Here is a 25,142-nt window from a genome sequence, read left to right on the forward strand (position 1 = left end):
TGGTTCTTACTCCTCGTCCTCGAGCCAGCCCATGGTCCGCTCGACGGCCTTGAGCCAGCTCTTGTACTCACGGTCGCGGGTGTCCGCGTCCATGCGGGGGGTCCACTCGGCGGCCCGCCGCCAGTTGGCGCGCAGGTCGTCGGTGCTGTTCCAGAAGCCGACGGCGAGACCGGCGGCGTAGGCGGCGCCGAGGCAGGTGGTCTCGGCGACCATCGGGCGCACCACGGGGGCGTCCACGAAGTCGGCGAGGGTCTGCATCAGCAGGTTGTTGGAGGTCATGCCGCCGTCGACCTTGAGGGCGGTCAGCTCCACCCCGGAGTCCTTCGTCATGGCGTCCGCGATCTCCCGCGTCTGCCAGGCGGTGGCCTCCAGGACGGCGCGCGCGAGGTGCGCCTTGGTGACGTACCGGGTGAGGCCGGCGATCACACCGCGGGCGTCGGAGCGCCAGTACGGGGCGAACAGGCCGGAGAAGGCCGGCACGAAGTAGGCGCCGCCGTTGTCCTCGACCGTCAGGGCGAGGGTCTCGATCTCGGCAGCGGTGGAGATCAGGCCCATCTGGTCGCGCATCCACTGCACCAGCGAACCGGTGACGGCGATCGAGCCCTCCAGGGCGTAGACCGTGTCCTGGTCGCCGATCTTGTAGCCGACGGTGGTGAGCAGCCCCGAGTAGGAGTTGATCAGCTTGTCACCGGTGTTCATCACCATGAAGGTGCCGGTGCCGTACGTCGACTTGGTCTCGCCCTCGGAGAAGCAGGTCTGGCCGAACAGGGCGGCCTGCTGGTCGCCGAGCGCCGAGGCCACCGGGATGCCGCCGAGCAGCTCGCCGAGCCGGCCGCCCGTGATCTCGCCGTACACCTCGGCGGAGGAGCGGATCTCGGGGAGCATCTGCATCGGCACGCCGATCGACTCGGCGATCTTCTCGTCCCACGCCATGGTGTGCAGGTTCATCAGCATGGTGCGCGAGGCGTTGGTGACGTCGGTGACGTGCTTGCCGCCGTTCACCCCGCCGGTCAGGTTCCAGATGACCCAGGTGTCCATGGTGCCGAAGAGCAGGTCGCCCGCCTCGGCGCGCTCGCGCAGGCCGTCGACGTTGTCGAGCAGCCAGCGGGCCTTGGGACCGGCGAAGTAGGAGGCCAGGGGAAGGCCGGTCTCGCGGCGGAAGCGGTCCTGGCCGACGTTGCGGCCGAGCTCCTTGCACAGGGCGTCGGTGCGGGTGTCCTGCCAGACGATGGCGTTGTGGACGGGCTCACCGGTGTTCTTGTCCCAGACGAGGGTGGTCTCGCGCTGGTTGGTGATGCCGATGGCCTTGATGTCGTCGCGGGTGATGCCGGCCTTCTCGACGGCTCCGGCGACGACCTCCTGGACGTTGGTCCAGATCTCGGTGGCGTCGTGCTCGACCCAGCCGGGCTTGGGGAAGATCTGCTCGTGCTCCTTCTGGTCGACGGAGACGATGCGGCCGTCTCGGTCGAAGACGATGCAGCGCGAGGAGGTCGTGCCCTGGTCGATCGCGGCGATGAAGGGTCCGGCGGTGTGGGCGTCGGTCACTGTGTGCTCCTGGGGTTCCGTGGTGGGTGGCCGGTGCTTACGGCGCGTGGTCTGCGGCTCGATGATCGCCGAACGGGAGCCCGCTCAGGCGAACGCGACGTTGTAGACACCTGCGGCGATCGCACCACCGATCAGCGGACCGGCGATCGGGACCCAGGCGTAGGACCAGTCGGAGCCGCCCTTGTTGGGCAGGGGCAGCAGGGCGTGCACGATGCGCGGGCCGAGGTCACGGGCCGGGTTGATCGCGTAGCCGGTCGGACCGCCCAGGGACAGACCGATCGAGACGACCACCAGCGCGGTGATCAGGCCGCCCAGGATGCCCAGGCCGTTGCCCTCGTCGTTCAGGCCCTGGGTGAGTACGGCGAGCACCAGCACGAAGGTGCCGATGACCTCGGTGGAGAGGTTCTGCACCGCGTTGCGGACCTCGGGCCCGGTGGAGAAGATGCCCAGCACCGGGCCGGCGCCCTTCTCCTGCGCCTCGACCGACTTGGCCGTGGTGTCCTGCGCGCCCGGCCCGCCGACGATCTCCTGGTCGGTGAGGTGGGCCAGGAACTGGCCGTAGTAGGCCAGCCAGACCAGGGCCGCGCCGATCATGGCGCCGAGCATCTGTCCGGCGAAGTAGGTGGGGACGTTGCTCCACTCACCGTCCTTGATGGCGATGCCGACGGTCACGGCCGGGTTCAGGTGGGCGCCGGAGAGCGGACCCGAGATGTACACCGCCGTCATGACGGCGAAGCCCCACCCGAAGGCGATGGCCAGCCAGCCGGCGTTGCGGGCCTTGGAGGCCTTGAGCGTCACGGCGGCGCAGACGCCGCCGCCGAGCAGGATGAGTATGGCGGTACCGATGGTCTCGCCGATGAAGATGTCGGAGCTGGACACCCGCGACTCCTTTGTCCTTCGTCCAGGGGAAGCCGAACCCCCGGGTCCCTCCGGGTGTTCCGGCGCCCTCGGTGTGAGAGCGATGGCGGCCCTTGGCACTGTGCACACTCTAACGCGTATTGCCGGTAGGTGTTCGACAATGCCGACCGATGGACGCGAGTCTCGTTCGGCGTCAGGCGTGCGTCAAGGGCTGTGTTATCGAAAGCACGATCGTTATTGATCGTCGTGTGCTATCGATCTCTGCTCGGCCGGTCTCGCGGGTCACCCTTCCCGTGTCCGCAGCCGTTTGCGGACACGCAAAAGGGCCGGAACACCCTCGGTGTCCCGGCCCGCCCCGCCCGTGTACGCCCTAGAACCGCCCGGCGCCCAGGTCCCGCGAGACCGCCCGTGCGCAGTCCCGTACCGCGGCGACCAGCTCGGGCCGCAGCTCGCCCTCCCGGCACAGCCGCTCCACGGCCCCCGTGATGCCGACCGCGCCGACCGGCATCCGCCTGCGGTCGTGGATGGGGGCGGCGATGGACGCGATGCCCTCCCAGGTCTCCTCGACGTCGGCCGCGTACCCACGCGCGCGCGTGATGTCCAGGACGTGCTCGAAGCGGTCCGGCTCGCAGATGGTGCGGTCCGTGAACGCCTTGCGGTCGGCCTCCAGCGCCTCGCTGTGCGCCACCGGGTCGTACGCCGACAGCACCTTGCCCAGCGCCGTCGAGTGCAGCGGCTGCATGGCCCCGATCTCCAGGACCTGCCGGCTGTCGTCGGGCCGGAAGACGTGGTGCACGATCAGGACGCCCTGCTGGTGCAGGACGCCGAGGTGGACGCTCTCGCCGCTGGAGCGGGCCAGGTCGTCGGTCCACACCAGGGCGCGGGCCCGCAGCTCGTGCACGTCCAGATAGGTCGTGCCCAGACGCAGCAGTTCGGCGCCCAGCTGGTAGCGACCGGAGGCGTCGTCCTGCTCGACGAAGCCCTCCTGCTGGAGGGTGCGCAGGATGCCGTGCGCGGTGCCTTTGGCCAGACCCAGCGACGAGGCGATGTCCGACAGGCCGAGCCGCCGCTCGCCGCCCGCGAGCAGGCGCAGCATCGCGGCCGCCCGCTCGAGCGACTGGATGTTCCGTGCCATCGACGTACTGCCTCCGTCCCCTTCGACTGCCGACCTCGGCGTCGCTGACGTCGTTCGGCAATGCCGAACACTACCGGTCCATGCCGACCTCCCGCTAATGGTCGGCGGGCAACTGTTGCACTCCGGCCACTTCCCGATGGCCGCGGCCGCCCTCCGGCAAGCGCGTGCACCGGGCGCGTTCCGCCGCCGTCGGGGCCCTTCGGGAAACGGCGGACTCGGCCGTTCGGCCGGTATTCGCCCGCCATCCTCGTCCGTCTCGTGGACGCCCTGACCATCCGCTCCCGGACCCGGCTACCCTGGCGGCGTGCGTACTCCCCGGGGACGTCCACGACGGACGGCACCGGGCAGGCGCAAAGCCGACAGCCGTCGCATCCTAGGGAGCCCCTTCATGGCCTCGTCGCCATCCACCCCGCCCGCCGACACCCGCACCCGCGTGTCCGCCCTCCGAGAGGCCCTCGCCACCCGTGTGGTGGTCGCCGACGGCGCCATGGGCACCATGCTCCAGGCCCAGAACCCCACGCTGGACGACTTCCAGCAGCTGGAGGGGTGCAACGAGGTCCTGAACGTGACCCGGCCCGACATCGTGCGTTCGGTGCACGAGGAGTACTTCGCGGCCGGCGTCGACTGCGTCGGCACGAACACCTTCGGCGCCAACCACTCCGCCCTCGGCGAGTACGACATCCCCGAGCGCGTCCACGAACTGTCCGAGGCCGGCGCCCGCGTCGCCCGCGAGGTCGCGGACGAATTCGCGGCCGGGGACGGGCGGCAGCGCTGGGTCCTGGGCTCCATCGGCCCCGGCACCAAGCTTCCCACCCTGGGCCACGCCCCCTACACCGTGCTGCGCGACGCCTATCAGCGCAACGCCGAGGGCCTGGTCGCCGGCGGCGCCGACGCCCTGCTCGTGGAGACCACCCAGGACCTGCTGCAGACCAAGGCCTCCGTGCTCGGCGCCCGGCGCGCCCTCGACGCCCTCGGCCTCGACCTGCCCGTCATCGTCTCCGTCACCGTCGAGACCACCGGCACCATGCTCCTCGGCTCCGAGATCGGCGCCGCGCTCACCGCGCTGGAACCGCTCGGCATCGACATGATCGGCATGAACTGCGCCACCGGCCCGGCGGAGATGAGCGAGCACCTTCGCTACCTCGCCCGTCACGCCCGGATCCCGCTGACCTGCATGCCCAACGCCGGTCTGCCCGTCCTCGGCAAGGACGGCGCCCACTACCCGCTGACCGCGCCCGAGCTGGCCGACGCCCACGAGACCTTCGTCCGCGAGTACGGCCTGTCGCTGGTCGGCGGCTGCTGCGGCACCACCCCCGAGCACCTGCGCCAGGTCGTCGAGCGGGTCCGCGGCGCGGAGCCCACCGAGCGCCGGCCGCGGCCCGAACCCGGCGCCGCCTCCCTCTACCAGACCGTGCCCTTCCGCCAGGACACCTCCTACCTGGCCATCGGCGAGCGCACGAACGCCAACGGCTCCAAGAAGTTCCGCGAGGCCATGCTGGCGGGCCGCTGGGACGACTGCGTGGAAATGGCCCGGGACCAGATCCGCGAGGGCGCGCACATGCTCGACCTGTGTGTGGACTACGTCGGCCGGGACGGCGTCGCCGACATGGAGGAGCTGGCCGGCCGGTTCGCCACCGCCTCGACGCTGCCGATCGTGCTGGACTCCACCGAGGTCGACGTGATCCAGGCGGGTCTGGAGAAGCTCGGCGGCCGCGCGGTGATCAACTCGGTGAACTACGAGGACGGAGCCGGCCCCGAGTCCCGCTTCGCCCGCGTCACCCGGCTGGCCCGGGAGCACGGGGCCGCGCTGATCGCGCTGACCATCGACGAGGAGGGCCAGGCCCGCACCGCCGAGAAGAAGGTCGAGATCGCCGAACGGCTCATCGACGACCTCACCGGCAACTGGGGCATCCGTGAGTCGGACATCCTCGTCGACTGCCTGACCTTCACGATCTGCACCGGCCAGGAGGAGTCCCGCAAGGACGGCCTGGCCACCATCGAGGGCATCCGGGAGCTGAAGAAGCGCCACCCGGACGTGCAGACCACGCTCGGCCTGTCGAACATCTCCTTCGGCCTCAACCCGGCCGCCCGCATCCTGCTGAACTCCGTCTTCCTCGACGAGTGTGTGAAGGCGGGCCTCGACTCGGCGATCGTGCACGCGTCGAAGATCCTGCCGATCGCCCGTTTCGACGAGGAGCAGGTCACCACCGCCCTCGACCTCATCCACGACCGCCGCCGCGAGGGCTACGACCCGCTGCAGAAGCTCATGCAGCTCTTCGAGGGCGCCACGGCCAAGTCCCTGAAGGCGTCCAAGGCCGAGGAGCTGGCCGCCCTCCCGCTGGAGGAGCGCCTCAAGCGCCGCATCATCGACGGCGAGAAGAACGGCCTCGAACAGGACCTGGACGACGCCCTCCAGGAGCGTCCCGCGCTCGACATCGTCAACGACACCCTGCTCGACGGCATGAAGGTCGTCGGCGAACTGTTCGGCTCCGGCCAGATGCAACTGCCGTTCGTGCTCCAGTCCGCCGAGGTCATGAAGACCGCGGTGGCGCACCTGGAGCCGCACATGGAGAAGACCGACGACGACGGCAAGGGCACCATCGTGCTGGCCACCGTCCGCGGCGACGTCCACGACATCGGCAAGAACCTGGTCGACATCATCCTGTCCAACAACGGCTACACCGTCGTCAACCTCGGCATCAAGCAGCCGGTCTCCGCGATCCTGGAGGCGGCCGACGAGCACAGGGCCGACGTCATCGGCATGTCCGGCCTCCTGGTCAAGTCCACGGTGATCATGAAGGAGAACCTGGAGGAGCTCAACCAGCGGGGGCTGGCCGCCGACTACCCGGTCATCCTCGGCGGCGCCGCCCTCACCAGGGCCTACGTCGAGCAGGACCTGCACGAGATCTACGACGGCGAGGTCCGCTACGCCCGCGACGCCTTCGAGGGCCTGCGCCTGATGGACGCCCTGATCGGCATCAAGCGCGGCGTTCCCGGCGCCCGGCTGCCCGAGCTGAAGCAGCGCCGGGTGCGGGCGGCCACCGTCGAGATCGAGGACCGTCCGGAGGAGGGCAGCGTCCGCTCCGACGTCGCCATCGACAACCCCGTGCCCGAGCCGCCGTTCCGCGGCACCCGCGTCGTCAAGGGCATCCAGCTCAAGGAGTACGCCTCCTGGCTGGACGAGGGCGCCCTCTTCAAGGGCCAGTGGGGTCTCAAGCAGGCCCGCACCGGCGAGGGGCCCTCCTACGAGGAACTCGTCGAGTCCGAGGGCCGGCCCCGGCTGCGGGGGCTGCTGGACCGGCTCCAGACGGAGAACCTGCTGGAGGCGGCCGTGGTCTACGGCTACTTCCCCTGCGTCTCCAAGGACGACGACCTGATCGTCCTGGACGACGACGGCAACGAACGCACCCGCTTCACCTTTCCGCGCCAGCGCCGCGGCCGGCGCCTGTGCCTGGCCGACTTCTTCCGCCCGGAGGAGTCCGGCGAGACCGACGTGGTCGGCTTCCAGGTCGTCACCGTCGGCTCCCGCATCGGCGAGGAGACGGCCCGGATGTTCGAGGCCAACGCCTACCGCGACTACCTCGAACTGCACGGACTGTCCGTCCAGCTCGCCGAGGCCCTCGCCGAGTACTGGCACGCACGCGTGCGCTCCGAACTGGGCTTCGCCGGGGAGGACCCGGCCGACATGGAGGACATGTTCGCCCTGAAGTACCGGGGCGCCCGCTTCTCCCTCGGCTACGGCGCCTGCCCCGACCTGGAGGACCGCGCCAAGATCGCCGCCCTGCTGGAGCCCGAGCGCATCGGCGTCCACCTCTCCGAGGAGTTCCAGCTCCACCCCGAGCAGTCCACGGACGCCATCGTCATCCACCACCCCGAGGCGAAGTACTTCAACGCACGCTAGGGGGGCGGCCCACCAGGCGCGCCGTACCCGCCCCGTCGGCCACACCAGGCGTTCGCGCCCCGCACGACGTACACTGGTCGGTCCACTGCAGGCCGGCTCCCTTCGTGGGAGCCGGCCTGATCGTCCCTCAAGGAGGTATGTGGATGACCAGTACGGTCCCCGCTCTCGGAACCCGTACGGCCGAAGGGTCCGCCCTGCAAGCCGTGCTCCTCGACATGGACGGCACCCTGGTGGACACGGAGGGCTTCTGGTGGGACGTCGAGACGGAGGTCTTCGCCTCCCTGGGCCACACCCTGGACGACTCCTGGCGCCACGTCGTGGTCGGAGGCCCCATGACCCGCAGCGCGGGCTTCCTGATCGAGGCCACCGGCGCCGACATCACCCTGGCCGAACTGAGCGTCCTGCTCAACGACGGGTTCGAGGAGCGCATCGGCCGTGACCTGCCGCTCATGCCCGGCGCCGCCCGGCTGCTCGCCGAACTCTCCACGCACGAGATCCCCACGGCCCTGGTCTCCGCCTCGCACCGGCGCATCATCGACCGTGTCCTGAAGTCGCTCGGCCCCCACCACTTCGGCCTCACCGTCGGCGGCGACGAGGTGCCGCGCACCAAGCCCCACCCCGACCCCTACCTGGCCGCCGCGGCCGGACTCGGCGTCGACCCGGTCCGCTGCGCCGTCGTCGAGGACACCGCGACCGGGGTCGCCGCCGCGGAGGCCGCCGGCTGCCACGTCGTGGCCGTGCCCTCGGTCGCTGACATCACCCCGGCCGCCCGGCGCACCGTGGTCGCCTCCCTGGAAGAGGTCGATCTGACATTTCTGCGCGGCCTGATGACACAAATGCGCTAGCCGTTCACCGAGCGTGCAGCGGCGGTAAGCGGCCAATTCCGGGAAGGTCCGCCCCGAGCGGCCCCACCACTGTTCCCGGGCTAATTCCCCCGCCTCGGATGGCCGAATTCCGGCACCGGCGACCGAAGGCCAACTGTGACGTTCGCCACGCCGACAGGGGTCGACAGACGTGCGCAGGTGTGCCGCATCCGGCTAGGCGAACGTTGTCGAGGAGCCTTTGTGTCCTGATTGGTGAAACCCTGCACTAATCCTTCCACTGTCGGGTTTTCGGTGTGTCCACACCCGGTTTCGCTCCGTGATGGGTCCTCAGCTCCGATGGCTGCGAACCCCCGTGCGGGCGCGGACTAATCTCGTCGCGAGAACATCGGCCACTACCCCCGTGATCCGCCGCGACACCCCTGCATGCCGGATACACGGACCGACAGCTCTGGAGAAACTCGAGCATGAACCGCAAGACTTTGGTGCTGCCGGCCGTCGTCGGCCTGCTCGCGCCGGTGCTCGCCGCCTGCGGAGGATCGGACAGCGGCAGCGGCGACGGGGACGCGATCGTCGTCGGCACCACGGACCGGTTCAGCGCCTCCGAGGAGACGCCCGCGCCGCTCGACCCGGCATACGCCTACGACGTCGGCCTCTGGAACGTCCTGCGTCAGACCACGCAGACGCTCATGGCGCAGCCCCGCGGAGGCGGCGAGCCCGTCCCCGACGCCGCCCAGAAGTGCGGGTTCACCGACACCGGAAACGAACGGTACGCGTGCACCCTGCGGGACGGACTCAAGTTCGCCAACGGCGACCCCGTCACCGCCGAGGACGTCAAGTACTCCATCGAGCGCGCCATCGCCATCGACGCCGACAGCGAGGTGGCCACGCTGCTCAACACCGTCGACACCGTCGAGACCCAGGGCGAGCGCGAAGTCATCTTCCACCTCAAGACGGCGGACGCGACCTTCCCGTACAAGCTGTCGACGCCGGTCTCGGGCATCGTCAACCCCGACCAGTACCCCAAGGACAAGCTGCGCGACGGCTGGGAACTGGACGGCTCCGGCCCGTACACCATGAAGGCCGAGGTCAAGGACGACATCCTCACCAAGGCCGTGTTCACCAAGAACCCCAGCTACAAGGGGAGCGCGAAGGTGAACAACGACAAGGTCGAGATGGTCTTCTTCGACGACGCGGACGCCATGGGCGACGCGATCGACAAGGGCGACATCGACGTCATGACCCGCGCGATGACGCCGGAACAGGTCCAGAAGCTCGCGAAGGCCACCGACGGCGACGTCAGCCTCGTCGAGGTGTCCGGCCTGGAGATCCGGTACCTCGCCTTCAACACGGAGGCCGCGACGGTCAAGGACGAGGCCGTCCGCAAGGCGATGGCTCAGCTCATCAACCGCAGCGAACTCGTCTCCAAGGTGTACGGCTCGCAGGCCCAGCCGCTGTACTCGATGGTCCCGGCCGGCATCACCGGCCACTCCAACTCGTTCTTCAACCAGTACGGCGACCCGAACGTCGACAAGGCGAAGGCGATGCTGGAGGACGCGGACATCAGCACGCCCATCAAGCTGACGATGCACTACACCACCGACCACTACGGTGCCGCGACCAAGAAGGAGTTCGAGCAGCTGCAGAAGCAGCTGAACGACAGCGGCCTGTTCGACGTGGACATCAAGGGCACGCCCTGGAAGACGTTCCGCAAGGCGGAACAGGACGGCAAGTACGACGTCTACGGCATGGGCTGGTTCCCCGACTTCCCGGACGCCGACAGCTTCATCGCGCCGTTCCTCGACAAGGGCAACACCCTCAACTCGCCCTACGAGAACAAGCAGATCATCAACACGCTGATCCCCGAGTCCCGCGCCGAGGCCGACCGGCTCTCCGCGGTGGACGTCCTCACCGAGATCCAGGACATCACCGCCAAGGACGTGCCGCTGATCCCGTTGTGGCAGGGCAAGCAGTACGTCGCCACCCGCGACGACGTCACGGGCGCCGCCTACCTCCTCAACGCGTCCTCGACGCTGCAGCTGTGGGAGCTGGGCCGGGGCGTGAGCGGCTGACGCCGTCCCCGGACACACCGAAGGGCGCCCTCTTCCGGCCAGGAAGAGGGCGCCCTTCGGTTTCCAGGCGCGCCGCGCCGGCCGCCTACTGCGCGCCGGGACGGACCAGACCGCTCTCGTACGCGTACACCGCGGCCTGCACCCGGTCCCGCAGACCCAGCTTGGTCAGCACATGGCCCACGTGCGTCTTGACGGTCGTCTCACTGACGAACAGGTCCGCGGCGATCTCCGCGTTCGACAGCCCGCGCGCCACCAGCTTCAGCACCTCGACCTCACGGTCCGTCAGCGTGTGCAGGGTGTCCGGCACCGGCTCGTCACCGGACGGCAGATGCGTGGCGTACTTGTCGAGCAGCCGACGGGTGATGCTCGGCGCCAGCATCGCCTCGCCGTTCGCCACCACACGGATCGCCTGCACCAGCTCGTTGGCCGGGGCGTCCTTGAGCAGGAAGCCGCTGGCGCCCGCCTTCAGCGCCTCCACCACGTACTCGTCCAGGTCGAAGGTGGTCAGCACCAGCACCTTGGCCGGACCGTCCCGCTCGGGCCCGGTGATCTGCCGGGTCGCCTCCACACCGTCCATCCGCGGCATGCGGATGTCCATCAGGACCACGTCGGGCTGCAGCGCCCGCACCTGGTCGAGGGCCTGGAGGCCGTCTCCGGCCTCGCCGACGACCGCGAGATCCTGCTCCGCCTCCAGAATCATCCGGAAGCCCGTGCGCAGCAGCGGCTGGTCGTCGACCAGTAGGACGCGGATGGCCACGTAAGTCTCCTTCGATGGGACAGGCCCTAGTCCGGCCCCATTCTGCCCTGCTCGGCCCCGTCGGAGTCGGCCGCCCTCACCGGGAGCGGATAGGGCGGGGGAGTGCCGCCGAACTCCGGGCAGTGCGCCTGGTGGTCGCACCAGCCGCACAGCTTCGTGGGCCGCGGCCGCCAGTCGCCCGTCTCGGTCGCCAGCCGGATCGCCTCCCACAGCGCCAGCAGCTTGCGCTCGACCCGCTCCAGGTCGGCCGGGACCGGGTCGTACGTGAGCACGTCACCACTGCCGAGATATACCAGCTGCAGACGCCGCGGGACGACCTTCTTCAGTCGCCACACCACCAGCGCGTAGAACTTCATCTGGAACAGCGCACCCTCCGCGTACTGCGGCCGGGGCGCCTTGCCGGTCTTGTAGTCGACGATCCGCACCTCGCCGGTGGGGGCCACGTCGACCCGGTCGATGATGCCGCGCAGCCGCAACCCCGAGTCCAGCTCGGCCTCGACGAACAGCTCCCGCTCGGCGGGCTCCAGCCGGCTCGGATCCTCCAGGGTGAACCAGCGCTCGACGAGCCGCTCCGCCTCCGACAGCCACTGCGCCAGCCGCGCCCCCTCCGGATCGTCCGCGAACAGCTCACCGACCTCCGGCCTGCTCTCCCGCAGCCGGTCCCACTGGCCCGGCACCAGAGCCTTGGCCCGCGGCGCCGTCCGCTCGACTGCCGGCGCGTCGAAGAGCCGCTCCAGCACCGCATGCACCAGGGTGCCCCTGGTCGCCGCCTCGCTGGGCTTCTCCGGCAGCCGGTCGATGACCCGGAACCGGTACAGCAGCGGGCACTGCATGAAGTCCCCGGCCCGCGAGGGCGAGAGCGAGACCGGCGCGGTCGCTGGGCGAGCGGTCGCCACGGGCGCGGGCGGGGCGTCGCCGGTCGGCGCGTCCAACACCACGACCGCCGGTTCCACCACCACACCCGGCTGATCCGCCGCGGCCTCCGCCGGTCGGGCGGATCCGCCGGCGTCCTCCGCGACATCCTCGGTACTCGTCTCCATGCCCACAGACCTTACGGCCGGACACTGACAGCGACCCAGTCCGACGCCGTGACCCGTGTGACAGAAGGCAAGCACATGGGTGCCGGGGCTGAACGGGCCGGGACGGACGCATACCATCGACACGAGACCCTCCCGTCCGCAGGCGGGAGACGCTTCGAACGAGGGGACATCGTGGACGTGAGCGGCGGGAGCGGGCAGCCGCGGTCCGGCAACGACGAGTCGGCCGAGCCCCGGGCACATCCCACGGCCCCGGCCGCCGAGCCCGCCGACACCACCCGGCCGGAACCCACGGTCGCCGGCCCCACACCCACGGACCCCGGCGCACCGGACCACGGGGCGTCGGAAGCAGGAACACCGGGCCCCGAGTCGCCGGACACCGGCGCACCGACGCCCACCGAACGCGGGGAGGCCCCCGCCGACTCGGGGGAGGCCCCCGCCGACTCGGGGCAGACCCCCGCCGAAGCCTCCACCCCGCGCGACGAGTCCGACCGGAACGCCCCGGACACCCCGCCCGGAACCCCGGACCCGGGAGCCCGCCCCACCGAGGGCACCGAACCGGACGCCCCGCGCGCCGAGGACGCGCCCCCGGACGCCGCCCCGGCCCCCCAGCACCCACCCCGCCCGGACAGGCCCGCCGAGTCCACCCCCGCCGCCGGACACGGCACGGCAGGGGAACCGCCGGAGCAGCCGGCCTCCGGCGACGACGCGGCCGCCCGCCCGTCGGCAGGCCCGTCCGCCGGTGCCGAGAGCGACACCGGCACCCCCCACCACCGCACCGAAGCCCACACCCCCGGCGGAGGCGGTCCGGGCCGGCCCCCGCAGCGCCGACCGGGACCCGGGGGCGGACTGCTCATGGGCCGGCCCTTCGGCGTACCCGTGTACGTCGCCCCCAGCTGGTTCCTGGTCGCCGCCCTGATCACCTGGGTGTTCGGCGGCCAGCTCGACCGCGTACTGCCCGAGCTCGGGGCCGCCCGCTACCTCGTCTCCCTCTTCTTCGCCGTCGCCTTCTACGCCTCCGTCCTCGTCCACGAACTCGCCCACACCGTCGCCGCCCTCCGCTTCAAGCTCCCCGTACGCCGCATCCAGCTCCAGTTCTTCGGCGGCGTCTCCGAGATCGAGAAGGAGGCCGAAACCCCCGGCCGCGAGTTCATGCTGGCCTTCGTCGGCCCCCTGCTCTCCCTCGTCCTGTCCGGCGTCTTCTACGCCGCCCTCCTGCCCGTCGAACCCGACAGCGTCCCCGGCGTCCTCCTCGCCGGACTGATGGTCTCCAACCTCATCGTCGCCGTCTTCAACCTGCTGCCCGGCCTCCCCCTGGACGGCGGCCGCATGCTCCGCGCCGTCGTCTGGAAACTCACCGGCAAGCCCATGAGCGGCACCGTCGCCGCCGCCTGGGTCGGCCGCGCCCTCGCCATCGCCGTACTCGTCGGCCTGCCGCTGGCCACCCAGTCCCTCGGCAGCAAGGCCGCCGACGACGTGGGCATGGACACCGTCCTGGACGCCCTGCTCGCCGCCATCCTCGCCGCGATCATCTGGACCGGCGCCGGAAACAGCCTCCGCATGGCCCGCCTGCGCGAACACCTCCCCGAACTGCGCGCCCGCGCCCTCACCCGGCGCGCAGTCCCCGTCCAGGCCGACACCCCCCTCTCCGAGGCCCTGCGCCGCGCCAACGCCTCCGGGGCCCGCGCCCTGGTCGTCGTCGACGCCGACGGCACCCCCGCCTCACTCGTCCGCGAAGCCGCCATCGTCGGCGTACCCGAGCACCGCCGCCCCTGGGTGGCCGTCAGCACCCTCGCCCAGGACCTCACCGACGGCATGCGCGTCTCCGCCGAACTGTCCGGCGAAGAACTCCTCGACGCCCTGCGCGCCAACCCCGCCACCGAATACCTCGTCGTCGAGGAGACCGGCGAGATCTACGGCGTCCTGTCCGCCGCCGACGTGGAACGCGCCTTCGTCAAGGCCATGGCAAGACCCAGCTGAGCGCGCCCGAAGGGGCGCGGGGAACCGCCCGAGCCCTCCCCGGGGCCCGCCCGTCCGCACGTGCCCTCCGCCGGTCAAGCCACCGGCGGGAAACCGGTAGGCTGGTCACATGTCCGAACCGACCGGTGCCGCCCGCAGGCGCGGGCCCTTCAAGGTCGGGGACCAGGTTCAGCTGACCGACCCCAAGGGCCGCCACTACACGTTCACGCTCGAGGCCGGGAAGAACTTCCACACCCACAAGGGTTCCTTCCCCCACGACGAACTGATCGGTGCTCCCGAGGGCAGCGTTGTCCGCACCACCGGGAACGTCGCCTACCTCGCGCTGCGCCCCCTGCTCCCCGACTACGTCCTTTCCATGCCCCGCGGGGCAGCCGTCGTCTACCCGAAGGACGCGGGGCAGATCCTCGCCTTCGCCGACATCTTCCCCGGCGCACGCGTCGTCGAAGCAGGCGTGGGCTCCGGCTCCCTCAGCAGCTTCCTGCTGCGCGCCATCGGCGACCAGGGCATGCTGCACTCCTACGAGCGCCGCGAAGACTTCGCCGAGATCGCCCAGCAGAACGTGCAGCGCTACTTCGGCGGCCCGCACCCCGCCTGGCAGCTCACCGTCGGCGACCTCCAGGACAACCTGTCCGACACCGACGTCGACCGCGTCATCCTCGACATGCTCGCCCCCTGGGAGTGCCTGGACGTCGTCAAGAAGGCGCTCGTGCCCGGCGGCATCCTGTGCTGCTACGTCGCCACCACCACCCAGCTCGCCCGGACCGTGGAGTCCATCCGCGAGATCGGCTGCTTCAACGAGCCGACCTCCTGGGAAACCATGATCCGCAACTGGCACGTCGAGGGCCTCGCCGTCCGCCCCGACCACCGCATGATCGGCCACACCGGCTTCCTCCTCACCGCCCGCCGCCTCGCCGACGGCGTCGAGCCGCCCATGCGCCGCCGCCGCCCCGCCAAGGGCGCCTACGGCGAGGACTACGACGGCCCCAACGCCGGCGGAGGCTCCGGCCGCTGAGACCGGCCCCCGCGCCGCAGACAACGAACAGACGCCGTGGTGGAGTTCCGGCAGCGTCCCGGAACTCCACCACGGCGTCGCCGCGTTGACCGTCACCGCCCGACGCGAGCAGCGACCCCGCGGAAAACGGAAGCCAGTACCCACCCCGCCGTTCCCCCGCACTGTGACGTGTGGCACGATGCTGGCCACCCCCACCGGCACAGCCCTCACAGGAGACACTCCTCGTGCAGCACCCCGCCGTTCCGGATCTCTCGCACACGCACACCCGGCCGATCCACTGGGTCGCCACCGCCACGGCCGTCGCCGGTGTGGTCGCACTGTCCTCGGTCCTCCAGCCCGACGCCGCGACAGCGGCCCAGCCCGGCGCCCACACCACCGCGACCGGACCCAAGAGCGCGCCCGCACACATCGCGCCGCCCGACCCCGCGACCGTGACCTTCCCCCTGGAATGCGGCCCCGTCGAAGCCGTCGTCCAGAAGAGGGCCACCGGCGACCTCGACGGCGACGGCCGGCCCGAGACCGTGGCCTCCGTGCACTGCGACGCCCCCATGGGCACCCCGCCCGACGGCGTGTACGTCATCACGCGCAACGCCGACGGCGGCGAGCCCCGCGTCGTCGCCACCCTCGTCGACCCCGGGGACCGCCGCACCGCCACCGAGCTCTCGGTGCGCGACGGGGCCGTCCGCGCCACGCTCCTCGGCTACTCCTCGCCCGACGTGCCCAGTTGCTGCCCCGACGTCACCGACCAGGTGAAGTGGCAGTGGAAGAACGGCGCGTTCGTCAGCGACACGCCCTCACAGGCACGCACCGTCTGACCTGCGCCCCCGGACACACGGCGTGACCCACCGGACGGCGGTCACGGAACGTACGCGCCAAGTTACGATTCGGTCACTCTGCGTCCGGACCGTAGACCTCGGCCCTGTCCGAAACACGACGCACGTGAATGCACTCGCCCGGACACTCCTTCGCCGAGTCCACCACATCCGTGAGAAGCGGCAACGGCACGGGCGTTGCCGCCCCCGGAGCCTGCAGCAGCTCGTCGTCGGCGCCCTTCACGTACGCCAGACCGTCGATGTCCAGCTCGAACACCTCGGGCGCGTACTGGGCGCAGATACCGTCACCGGTACACAGGTCCTGGTCGATCCAGACCTCCAGAGCCCCACCGTCGACAACGGCCTCCTGCTGCACGCTCATCTCTCCTGCCGTTTCCTGGGCCCAGCCGTTCGGGAATCCGGCCAGCTCTGACGGGTGTTGAACACTTCGAGCCTACCCCCGCCGGGGTTCCCCCCACGTTCCGTGGGTATTCCCCTGGCGTGAGGGAGAGCGCAAGGGTGAAGATCGGACACACCCCTACCGTCTTTGTGATCTAGGGGTTTCAATCGACACCCACCCAGGTAGGGTCTGGAAGCGTCCAGCTCCCCTTGGAGGAGGTGAGGACCGTGGCAGCCCACGACGACGACATGAACCGCGGCATCCGCCCGGGACGCGGGTCCGAGGACCCGGCCGGGCAGGTGGCCTACCTTGAGCAGGAGATCGCCGTCCTGCGACGCAAGCTCGCCGAATCTCCGCGACACACGAGAATTCTCGAAGAGCGGATCGTCGAACTGCAGACCAATCTGGCCGGCGTGTCCGCCCAGAACGAGCGGCTCGCCGGCACCCTCCGCGAGGCCCGCGACCAGATCGTGGCCCTCAAGGAGGAAGTCGACCGGCTGGCCCAGCCACCGGCCGGCTTCGGCGTCTTCCTGCAGGCCAACGAGGACGGCACCGCCGACATCTTCACCGGCGGCCGCAAACTCAGGGTGAACGTCAGCCCGAGCGTCGAGCTAGACGAGCTCCGACGCGGCCAGGAAGTGATGCTCAACGAAGCACTCAATGTGGTCGAGGCCATGGAGTACGAGAGCGTCGGCGACATCGTCACCCTCAAGGAGATCCTCGAGGACGGCGAGCGCGCCCTGGTGCTCGGCCACACCGACGAGGAAAGGGTGGTACGGCTCGCCGAACCCCTGCGCGGACTCACCATCCGCCCCGGCGACGCCCTCCTGCTCGAACCCCGCTCCGGCTACGTCTACGAGGTCGTCCCCAAGAGCGAGGTCGAAGAACTCGTCCTCGAAGAGGTCCCCGACATCGGCTACGAGCAGATCGGTGGCCTCGGCGGACAGATCGAGATGATCCGCGACGCGGTCGAGCTCCCCTACCTCTACCCCGACCTGTTCAAGGAACACGAGCTGCGTCCCCCCAAGGGCGTCCTGCTCTACGGACCCCCCGGATGCGGCAAGACGCTCATCGCCAAGGCCGTCGCCAACTCGCTGGCCAAGAAGGTCGCCGAGGTCACCGGCCAGGCCGCCGGCAAGAGCTTCTTCCTCAACATCAAGGGCCCCGAGCTCCTCAACAAATACGTCGGCGAGACCGAGCGGCAAATCCGCCTCGTCTTCCAGCGAGCCCGCGAAAAGGCCAGCGAGGGCACCCCCGTCATCGTCTTCTTCGACGAGATGGAATCCCTCTTCCGCACCCGCGGCTCCGGCGTCAGCTCGGACGTGGAGAACACCATCGTCCCCCAGCTCCTCGCCGAGATCGACGGCGTGGAAGGCCTGCAGAACGTGGTCGTCATCGGCGCCTCCAACCGCGAGGACATGATCGACCCCGCCATCCTGCGGCCCGGCCGCCTCGACGTGAAAATCAAGATCGAACGTCCCGACGCCGAAGCGGCCAAGGACATCTTCGGCAAGTACCTCACCGAACGCCTCCCCCTCCACTCCGACGACCTCGCGGAACACGAGAAGGACAAGGCGGCCACCGTCCAGAGCATGATCCAGACGGCGGTGGAACAGATGTACGCCGAATCCGAGGAGAACCGCTTCCTGGAAGTCACCTACGCCAACGGCGACAAGGAAGTCCTTTACTTCAAGGACTTCAATTCCGGTGCCATGATCGAGAACATCGTGGGCCGCGCCAAGAAAATGGCGATCAAGGACTTCCTCGACAAGAACCAGAAGGGCCTCCGCGTCTCCCACCTCCTCCAGGCCTGCGTGGACGAGTTCAAGGAGAACGAGGACCTGCCCAACACCACCAACCCCGACGACTGGGCCCGCATCTCCGGAAAGAAGGGCGAACGGATCGTGTACATCCGTACGCTCGTCACCGGAAAGCAGGGCGCGGACACCGGACGCTCCATCGACACGGTGGCGAACACCGGTCAGTACCTGTAAAAGGCGGGGCGGCTGCGGGTGCCCTCACCGGGTACCCGCAGCCGACTGTTTTCCGGAGCCCCGGCTGGAGCAAGGCAATGACGCAAATGATCTCCCCGCCAGCGCAAAGGCGTTCTAGGCTCTTCACTACCGCCGAGTCGCGCAGTGCGGGGACGGGCACCGCACACGCATCGGAGCGCCAGCGGTACTTGAGCGGCGCCCACTACGGGCGCTGCCGGGCAAGGAGGGCCGCATGACCGTACGGCGAGTAATGGGCATCGAGACGGAGTACGGAATCTCCGTCCCCGGCCACCCGAACGCCAATGCCATGCTCACCTCGTCCCAGATCGTCAACGCCTACGCGGCGGCGATGCACCGGGCCCGCCGGGCCCGCTGGGACTTCGAGGAGGAGAACCCGCTCCGGGACGCGCGAGGCTTCGACCTCGCCCGTGAGGCCGCCGACAACAGCCAGCTCACCGACGAGGACATCGGCCTCGCCAACGTCATCCTCACCAACGGAGCACGGCTCTACGTCGACCACGCCCACCCCGAATACAGCGCTCCGGAAGTCACCAACCCCCGCGACGCGGTCCTCTGGGACAAGGCCGGCGAACGCATCATGGCCGAAGCCGCCGAACGCGCCGCGGCACTGCCCGGCGCCCAGCCCATCCACCTCTACAAGAACAACACCGACAACAAGGGCGCCTCCTACGGCACGCATGAGAACTACCTGATGAAGCGGGAAACCGCCTTCTCGGACATCGTGCGCCACCTGACGCCCTTCTTCGTCTCCCGCCAGGTCTTCACCGGCGCCGGCCGCGTCGGCATCGGCCAGGACGGCCACGAACACGGCTTCCAGCTCAGCCAGCGGGCCGACTACTTCGAGGTCGAGGTCGGCCTGGAGACGACACTCAAGCGCCCCATCATCAACACCCGCGACGAACCGCACGCCGACGCCGAGAAATGGCGCCGCCTGCACGTGATCATCGGCGACGCGAACCTGTCGGAGATCTCGACCTACCTCAAGCTGGGCACGACGGCCCTGGTCCTCTCCATGATCGAAGACGGCTTCATCGCCGTCGACCTCGCCGTCGACCAGCCGGTACGCACCCTCCACCAGGTCTCGCACGACCCGGCCCTCAAGCACCTCGTCACCCTGCGCAGCGGCCGCACACTGACCGCCGTACAGCTCCAGATGGAGTACTACGAGCTGGCCCGCAAATACGTCGAGGAACGGTACGGCGCGGACGCCGACGACCAGACCAAGGACGTCCTCGGCCGCTGGGAGGACACCCTCAACCGGCTCGAGAACGACCCGATGAGCCTCGCCGGCGAGCTGGACTGGGTCGCCAAGCGAGAACTCATGGAGGGCTACCGCCGCCGCGACAACGTCGACTGGGACGCCGCCCGGCTGCACCTCGTCGACCTCCAGTACGCCGACGTACGGCCCGACAAGGGCCTCTACAACCGTCTGGTGGACCGCGGCCGCATCAAGCGCCTGCTGGACGAGAACGAGGTCGAGCGGGCCCGCACGAAGCCCCCGGAGGACACCCGCGCCTACTTCCGCGGACGCTGCCTGGAGCAGTACGCCGACGACGTCGCGGCGGCCTCCTGGGACTCGGTGATCTTCGATCTGCCGGGCCGGGACTCGCTCCAGCGGGTCCCAACCCTGGAACCGCTTCGCGGAACGCGTAATCACGTCAAGGAGCTCCTGGACCGCTGCCGTACCGCGGACGACCTGGTCAGGGTCCTGTCCGGCGGGTGAGCGGACCGAGCGGGCACCGGGGAGTAGACAGCCGGACGGGGTGGAATACACCGGGTCCGGGAACCATGAGGATGGCCCCCGTACGTTGAGGAAAGTGCGGGGCCGATGTCGGACCGGGCTTGTAGGGTCTGATCTTGACCGAGCAACTGTGTCGGGCGAACCGAGCGGGGTGAGGGTTATGGCGACCAAGGACACCGGCGGCGGGCAGCAGAAGGCCACGCGGTCCACCGAGGAGGTCGAGGAGCAGGCGCAGGACACGCAGGCCTCCGAGGACCTCAAGGAACGCCAGGAAAAGCTGAACGACGACGTGGACTCCGTCCTGGACGAGATCGACGACGTACTCGAGGAGAATGCCGAGGATTTCGTGAGGTCCTTCGTGCAAAAGGGTGGACAGTAAAAGCTTAATGGCCACTTTTCCTTCGAAGTGAAGGTAACGGGGGAGTTCGGGGTGGTTGGGCAATCGGGCGAGAATCAGTGCACGGGATGCAAGCGGAATCTGCCCGTGTCCGAGTTCGCCCGGGACAGGAACCGTGGGGACGGCCTTCAAGTGCGGTGTCGGGAGTGCGTGGCGGAGGACAGCGCCGCGCGCTACCGGCGCCGCCGTGAAGCCATGGGGCTGACCGTCCGGGAGAAGGCGGACGTTCCAGCGGGGGACAAGCTCTGTCAGGCCTGTGGCGAAGTCAAGCCGCACAGCGAGTGGCACCGCAACGCGACCGCCTCTGACGGCCTGGCGACCCGCTGCAAGGCGTGCCGAGCCATCCAAGGGCGGGCAGGCCACCTGAAGCGGCACTACGGCCTCACCGAAGCCGAGCGCGATCAGTTGATCGCCGATCAGGGCGGCGTCTGCTGCATATGTCTTGCCGCTCCCGCCGCACATGTGGATCACTGCCACGAGACGGGTAGGGTCCGTGGCGTACTGTGCTTCAGCTGCAACGCTGCGCTGGGGCAGTTCAAGGACCGGCCCGATGCCATAAGGCGGGCTGCCGCTTACGTGGAAGGAAACGCGTGGAAGCCAACACTCGTAGCACCGGGCGTCTACCAGCTGCCTTCCTGACGCCCGGGTCCTCCTCCTTCATGGACTTCCTCGGTGAGCACCAGCCGGAGATGCTCCCGGGCAACCGGCAGCTGCCGCCGGTGCAGGGCGTCGTCGAGGCACCGCACGGCACCACGATCGTGGCGGTCACGTTCCCCGGCGGTGTCGTCCTCGCCGGTGACCGGCGGGCCACCATGGGCAACATGATCGCCCAGCGGGACATCGAGAAGGTCTTCCCGGCCGACGAGTACTCCGCGGTCGGCATCGCCGGCACCGCCGGCCTGGCCGTGGAGATGGTGAAGCTGTTCCAGCTGGAGCTGGAGCACTTCGAGAAGGTCGAGGGCGCGCAGCTGTCCCTGGAGGGCAAGGCGAACCGCCTGTCGACGATGATCCGGTCCAACCTGGGCATGGCGATGCAGGGGCTGGCCGTGGTGCCGCTGTTCGCCGGTTACGACGTGGACCGGGGCCGGGGCCGCATCTTCTCGTACGACGTGACGGGCGGCCGGTCCGAGGAGCGGAACTACGCGGCCACGGGGTCGGGCTCGGTCTTCGCGCGCGGTGCGATGAAGAAGCTGTTCCGTGACGACCTGACCGAGGAGCAGGCCACGACGCTCGTGGTGCAGGCGCTGTACGACGCGGCTGACGACGACTCGGCGACCGGTGGTCCCGATGTCGCCCGCCGGATCTATCCGATCATCACTGTGATCACCGAGGACGGTTTCCGCCGACTCGGCGAGGACGAGTCCGCGGAGCTGGCCCGTTCGGTGCTCGAGCGGCGGCTCGAGCAGCCCGACGGTCCGCGGGCCGCGCTGCTGTAGCGGGAGCGGGTCCTCGTGTTGTCAGGTGGTCCAGTGATTTCGACAGGAAGGGACGGATAACCGGTGTCGACGCCGTTCTATGTATCTCCTCAGCAGGCGATGGCCGACCGGGCGGAGTACGCCCGCAAGGGCATCGCGCGTGGCCGCAGCCTGGTGGTGCTGCAGTACGCCGACGGCATCGTGTTCGTCGGTGAGAATCCGTCCCGTGCGCTGCACAAGTTCAGCGAGATCTACGACCGGATCGGCTTCGCGGCCGCCGGCAAGTACAACGAGTACGAGAACCTGCGGATCGGCGGCGTGCGCTATGCCGACCTGCGGGGTTACACCTACGACCGTGACGACGTGACGGCGCGCGGTCTGGCCAACGTGTACGCCCAGACGCTGGGCACGATCTTCTCCAGCCAGGCCGAGAAGCCGTACGAGGTGGAGCTGGTCGTCGCGGAGGTCGGGGACAGTGCGGAGAACGACCAGATCTACCGGCTGCCGCACGACGGTTCGATCGTGGACGAGCACGGCTCGGTTGCGGTCGGGGGCAACGCGGAGCAGATCAGCGGGTATCTGGACCAGCGGCACCGGGACGGCATGACGCTGGCCGAGGCGCTGAAGCTGGCGGTGCAGGCGCTGTCCCGCGACACCAATGGCAGTGAGCGGGAGATTCCGGCGGAGCGGCTGGAGGTCGCGGTGCTGGACCGGACGCGTCCGCAGCAGCGCAAGTTCAAGCGTCTCGTGGGTGGCCAGCTGTCGCGGCTGCTGGAGTCCGGCGCGGGTGCGGGTGAACCGTCGGCGCAGAGCGGGTCCGAGGCCGACTCCGATTCGGGGGCGGGCGAGGAGTAGGCGCGCACCTCATCGCGGCGGGGCCGTCGATCCCCGTACCACCAGGCTGACCGGCAGGTCCCCCTCCTCGGGGGGCCTGCCTTCCAGTACCGCGAGCAGGGCTCGCATGCCTCGTTCGCCGAAGGCTTCCGCGTCGAGGCGGACGGTGGTGAGTTCGGGGTCGATGGCGGTGGCGAGGCCGAGGTCGTCGAGGCCGGTGACGGAGAGGTCGTCGGGGACGCGGAGTCCGGCGCGGCGGACGGCCTTGTAGGCGCCGGCCGCCAGTTTGTCGTCGTCGCAGACGAGTGCCGTGGGTCGGGGTCCGGGGGCGGCGAGGGCGGTTTCCGTGGCCTTCAGGGCGCCCTCGATCGAAATGGGCGCCCTGATCGTGCGCAGCTGGCTGCCGGGGGCGGCGTCGAGCCGCGAGGCCAGTTCGCGGGCGCGTACCTCGAAGGTCCAGGAGGGGATGTCGGCCGCGAGGTGGAGGAAGCTGCGGTGGCCCAGGGTCAGCAGGTGCTCGGTGACCTGGCGGATGCCGTCGGCGATGTCGAGGTTGACCGTGGCGGCGCCGAGGCTGCCCTCGGGGTCGCTGTCGAGCATGACCAGGGGGAGCTGGTCGCCGCGGATGGCGGTGAGGGCGTCGGCGGCCATGGAGGAGGCGATGACGCCGTCGAGTGCGGCCTGTGCGGAGGCGAAGGGGTCGCGGGCGGGGCCGACGCCTTCGGGTGAGGGGTAGAGGACCACTCCGAAGCCGTGTCGGGCGGCGACGCGTGCGGCGCCCGTGTAGACCTCGGCGAAGAACTCCGTGGTGAGGGCGGGGACGACGAGCAGCACGGTGCGGGTGCGGCCGAGACGCAGGTTCCGTGCCGCGAGGTTGGGGCGGTAGCCCAGTTCGAGTGCGGCGTCGCGGACACGCTGGGCCGTCGGTGCGGAGACGCGTCCGCGCCATTTGTCGCCGAGGACCAGGGAGACGGCTGCCTGGGAGACGCCGGCGGCCTGGGCGACGTCCCGGCTCGTGGGGCGGGTGCTGCCTCGTGCCACCGTTCGCCTGCGCTTTCGTCTGGACTGCTGAACAGGCGACATGGTACGTATGGCAGCGGACGTTATACGTAAAACGTGTGTGACCGAGAACGGGGAGGTGCGTCGTGGTCGCCGGGTATCTGGGCATTCTCCGGGCGCGGTATGCCGTGCGGCTGCTGGCCGGCACGCTGGTCGGGCGGTTGCCCAACGCGACCGCGGCGATCGCGATCGTGCTGTTCGTGCGGGCCGAGGGCGGTTCGTACAGCCTGGCGGGGGCGCTGGCGGCGGTGTACGGCGTCGCGAACGCCGTGGGGCAGCCGGTGCTGGGGCGGCTGGTGGACCTGCACGGGCAGCCGCGGGTGCAGTTGCCGGCCGCGGTGCTGTCGGCGCTGGCGATGGCCGTGTTCGCCTTCGCGGGCACCGGGGTGGCCGTGCTCGCGTACGCGGCCGTGGGGGCGGCGGGGCTGTTCACGCCGCCGCTGGAGGGCGGGCTGCGGGCGTTGTGGCCGAGTGTGCTGGGTGAGGAGGACCAGGTGCACACGGCGTACGCGATGGACGCCGTGGCACAGGAGGTCATGTTCACCGTCGGACCGCTGCTGGTGACGGTGTGCGTGTCGCTGTGGTCGCCGCAGGCGGCCCTGCTGGTGCTGAACGGCCTCGGTGTGCTGGGCGCGCTGTCCGTGGTCGTGTCGCCGCCTTCGCGGGCGTGGCGGTCGGCGCCGCGGGAGGCGCACTGGCTGGGGGCGTTGCGGTCGGGCGGGTTGCTGGCGCTGCTGGGGGCCTTCCTCTTCATCGGGATGGCGCTCGGGTCGATCACGGTGGCTTCGGTCCCGTACGCCGACGAGCACGGCGGTGACGCCGTGTACGGGTGGCTGATGGCGGCGCTGGGGCTGGGTGCGCTGGTCGGCGGAGTGGTGTACGGGGCGCGGCGGTGGGCGGGCGAGCCGGCGCGGCGACTGCGGGTGCTGGTGGCCCTGCTGGCGGTCTGTTACCTGCCGTTGATGCTGATGCCGGGCGCGGTGGCCATGGTGCTGCTGGCGGTGGTGGCGGGGGTGTTCCTGGCGCCGTGCATCGCGTGTGCGTTCGTCCTGGTGGATGTGCACGCGCCGCGGGGGACGGTGACGGAGGCGTTCTCGTGGCTCGTGACGACCTTCACCGTGGGTGCCTCGGCGGGGACGGGGCTGGCGGGGCCCGTCGTGGAGCACGGTGGGGCGCTGTGGGGCTTCGCGGTGCCGGGGGCGGCGGGCTTCGTCTCGCTGCTCGTACTGGCGTGCACGGGGCGGGTCCTCGCAGCTCCCGCGCGGGGGGCGGTGGTTGCGGCTTCATCGGAAAATGATCCAAACCGTGCCGTCGAACCCCGTTTCAGTTCGGGTCATCAGGCGTAATGTTC

Annotated in this window: 20 protein-coding genes; 13 read left to right on the top strand and 7 right to left on the bottom strand. The window is 70.0% G+C overall.

The annotated features are described in order from the left end of the window. Nucleotides 1–6: 6 nt before the first annotated feature. From glpK to AB0P07_RS07010, 3 genes are all read right to left on the bottom strand, one after another. Nucleotides 7–1,545, bottom strand: a complete 1,539-nt coding sequence (glpK, locus tag AB0P07_RS07000; protein WP_365546232.1) for a glycerol kinase GlpK — start codon at nt 1,543–1,545, stop codon at nt 7–9. An 84-nt stretch (nt 1,546–1,629) separates the two neighbouring features. Next, the gene (locus tag AB0P07_RS07005; protein ID WP_125633038.1) at nt 1,630–2,424 is read right to left on the bottom strand and encodes an MIP/aquaporin family protein; all 795 of its coding nucleotides are present in this window, start codon (nt 2,422–2,424) and stop codon (nt 1,630–1,632) included. 349 nt (nt 2,425–2,773) lie between these two features. Further along, nucleotides 2,774–3,538, bottom strand: a complete 765-nt coding sequence (locus tag AB0P07_RS07010) for an IclR family transcriptional regulator (RefSeq protein ID WP_061445627.1) — start codon at nt 3,536–3,538, stop codon at nt 2,774–2,776. Nucleotides 3,539–3,926: 388 nt separating this feature from the next. Here AB0P07_RS07010 and metH point away from each other — a divergent pair, with 388 nt between their 5' ends. The 3 genes from metH to AB0P07_RS07025 all read left to right on the top strand — a co-directional run bounded on the left by metH (nt 3,927) and on the right by AB0P07_RS07025 (nt 10,332). Next, nucleotides 3,927–7,439, top strand: coding sequence for a methionine synthase (metH, locus tag AB0P07_RS07015; RefSeq protein WP_365546236.1), 3,513 nt, complete (start codon nt 3,927–3,929; stop codon nt 7,437–7,439). A 143-nt stretch (nt 7,440–7,582) separates the two neighbouring features. Beyond that, on the top strand, nt 7,583–8,284 hold the full coding sequence (locus tag AB0P07_RS07020) for an HAD family phosphatase (protein WP_365546239.1): 702 nt from the start codon (nt 7,583–7,585) through the stop codon (nt 8,282–8,284). Between the two features lie 443 nt (nt 8,285–8,727). Further along, a complete protein-coding gene (locus tag AB0P07_RS07025; RefSeq protein WP_365546242.1) occupies nt 8,728–10,332 on the top strand; it encodes an ABC transporter substrate-binding protein in 1,605 nt (534 codons plus the stop codon). A gap of 85 nt (nt 10,333–10,417) precedes the next feature. On the opposite strand, the gene AB0P07_RS07030 is transcribed toward AB0P07_RS07025, so the two are convergent. Beyond that, complete coding sequence (locus AB0P07_RS07030; RefSeq protein WP_003977171.1) at nt 10,418–11,089, bottom strand: response regulator transcription factor; 672 nt, start codon at nt 11,087–11,089, stop codon at nt 10,418–10,420. Nucleotides 11,090–11,115: 26 nt separating this feature from the next. After that, entirely contained in the window at nt 11,116–12,129 is a 1,014-nt protein-coding gene (locus AB0P07_RS07035) for a RecB family exonuclease (RefSeq protein ID WP_365546245.1), read from the bottom strand. Nucleotides 12,130–12,300: 171 nt separating this feature from the next. Between AB0P07_RS07035 and AB0P07_RS07040 the strand changes: the two genes are divergently transcribed. The 3 genes from AB0P07_RS07040 to AB0P07_RS07050 all read left to right on the top strand — a co-directional run bounded on the left by AB0P07_RS07040 (nt 12,301) and on the right by AB0P07_RS07050 (nt 15,933). Continuing rightward, complete coding sequence (locus AB0P07_RS07040) at nt 12,301–14,106, top strand: site-2 protease family protein (protein WP_365546248.1); 1,806 nt, start codon at nt 12,301–12,303, stop codon at nt 14,104–14,106. A gap of 109 nt (nt 14,107–14,215) precedes the next feature. After that, entirely contained in the window at nt 14,216–15,118 is a 903-nt protein-coding gene (locus AB0P07_RS07045; RefSeq protein WP_007447851.1) for a tRNA (adenine-N1)-methyltransferase, read from the top strand. A 224-nt stretch (nt 15,119–15,342) separates the two neighbouring features. Then, on the top strand, nt 15,343–15,933 hold the full coding sequence (locus AB0P07_RS07050; protein ID WP_365546251.1) for a hypothetical protein: 591 nt from the start codon (nt 15,343–15,345) through the stop codon (nt 15,931–15,933). Between the two features lie 73 nt (nt 15,934–16,006). On the opposite strand, the gene AB0P07_RS07055 is transcribed toward AB0P07_RS07050, so the two are convergent. Continuing rightward, on the bottom strand, nt 16,007–16,312 hold the full coding sequence (locus tag AB0P07_RS07055; RefSeq protein WP_365546254.1) for a ferredoxin: 306 nt from the start codon (nt 16,310–16,312) through the stop codon (nt 16,007–16,009). 245 nt (nt 16,313–16,557) lie between these two features. Here AB0P07_RS07055 and arc point away from each other — a divergent pair, with 245 nt between their 5' ends. From arc to prcA, 6 genes are all read left to right on the top strand, one after another. Beyond that, nucleotides 16,558–18,324 (top strand): proteasome ATPase, encoded by a 1,767-nt coding sequence (arc, locus tag AB0P07_RS07060; protein WP_102932339.1) that lies wholly within the window; start codon nt 16,558–16,560, stop codon nt 18,322–18,324. Nucleotides 18,325–18,556: 232 nt separating this feature from the next. Continuing rightward, nucleotides 18,557–20,068: a depupylase/deamidase Dop gene (gene dop / locus AB0P07_RS07065; protein ID WP_365546257.1), complete on the top strand. Its 1,512-nt coding sequence runs from the start codon at nt 18,557–18,559 to the stop codon at nt 20,066–20,068. 178 nt (nt 20,069–20,246) lie between these two features. Next, nucleotides 20,247–20,465: a ubiquitin-like protein Pup gene (locus AB0P07_RS07070; RefSeq protein ID WP_365546260.1), complete on the top strand. Its 219-nt coding sequence runs from the start codon at nt 20,247–20,249 to the stop codon at nt 20,463–20,465. Between the two features lie 51 nt (nt 20,466–20,516). After that, the gene (locus AB0P07_RS07075; RefSeq protein WP_365546263.1) at nt 20,517–21,122 is read left to right on the top strand and encodes an endonuclease VII domain-containing protein; all 606 of its coding nucleotides are present in this window, start codon (nt 20,517–20,519) and stop codon (nt 21,120–21,122) included. Further along, nucleotides 21,074–21,919 (top strand): proteasome subunit beta, encoded by an 846-nt coding sequence (gene prcB, locus AB0P07_RS07080; protein ID WP_365546265.1) that lies wholly within the window; start codon nt 21,074–21,076, stop codon nt 21,917–21,919. Before AB0P07_RS07075 ends, prcB begins: the two co-directional genes overlap by 49 nt. Before the next feature lie 63 nt (nt 21,920–21,982). Further along, the gene (gene prcA, locus AB0P07_RS07085) at nt 21,983–22,753 is read left to right on the top strand and encodes a proteasome subunit alpha (RefSeq protein ID WP_365546268.1); all 771 of its coding nucleotides are present in this window, start codon (nt 21,983–21,985) and stop codon (nt 22,751–22,753) included. A gap of 9 nt (nt 22,754–22,762) precedes the next feature. On the opposite strand, the gene AB0P07_RS07090 is transcribed toward prcA, so the two are convergent. Then, the gene (locus AB0P07_RS07090; RefSeq protein ID WP_365546271.1) at nt 22,763–23,773 is read right to left on the bottom strand and encodes a LacI family DNA-binding transcriptional regulator; all 1,011 of its coding nucleotides are present in this window, start codon (nt 23,771–23,773) and stop codon (nt 22,763–22,765) included. 104 nt (nt 23,774–23,877) lie between these two features. Here AB0P07_RS07090 and AB0P07_RS07095 point away from each other — a divergent pair, with 104 nt between their 5' ends. Next, complete coding sequence (locus AB0P07_RS07095) at nt 23,878–25,137, top strand: MFS transporter (protein ID WP_365546274.1); 1,260 nt, start codon at nt 23,878–23,880, stop codon at nt 25,135–25,137. The last annotated feature ends 5 nt before the right edge of the window (nt 25,138–25,142 follow it).

It is taken from the genome of Streptomyces sp. NPDC085944 (assembly GCF_040686295.1).
Lineage (GTDB): Bacteria > Actinomycetota > Actinomycetes > Streptomycetales > Streptomycetaceae > Streptomyces > Streptomyces salinarius.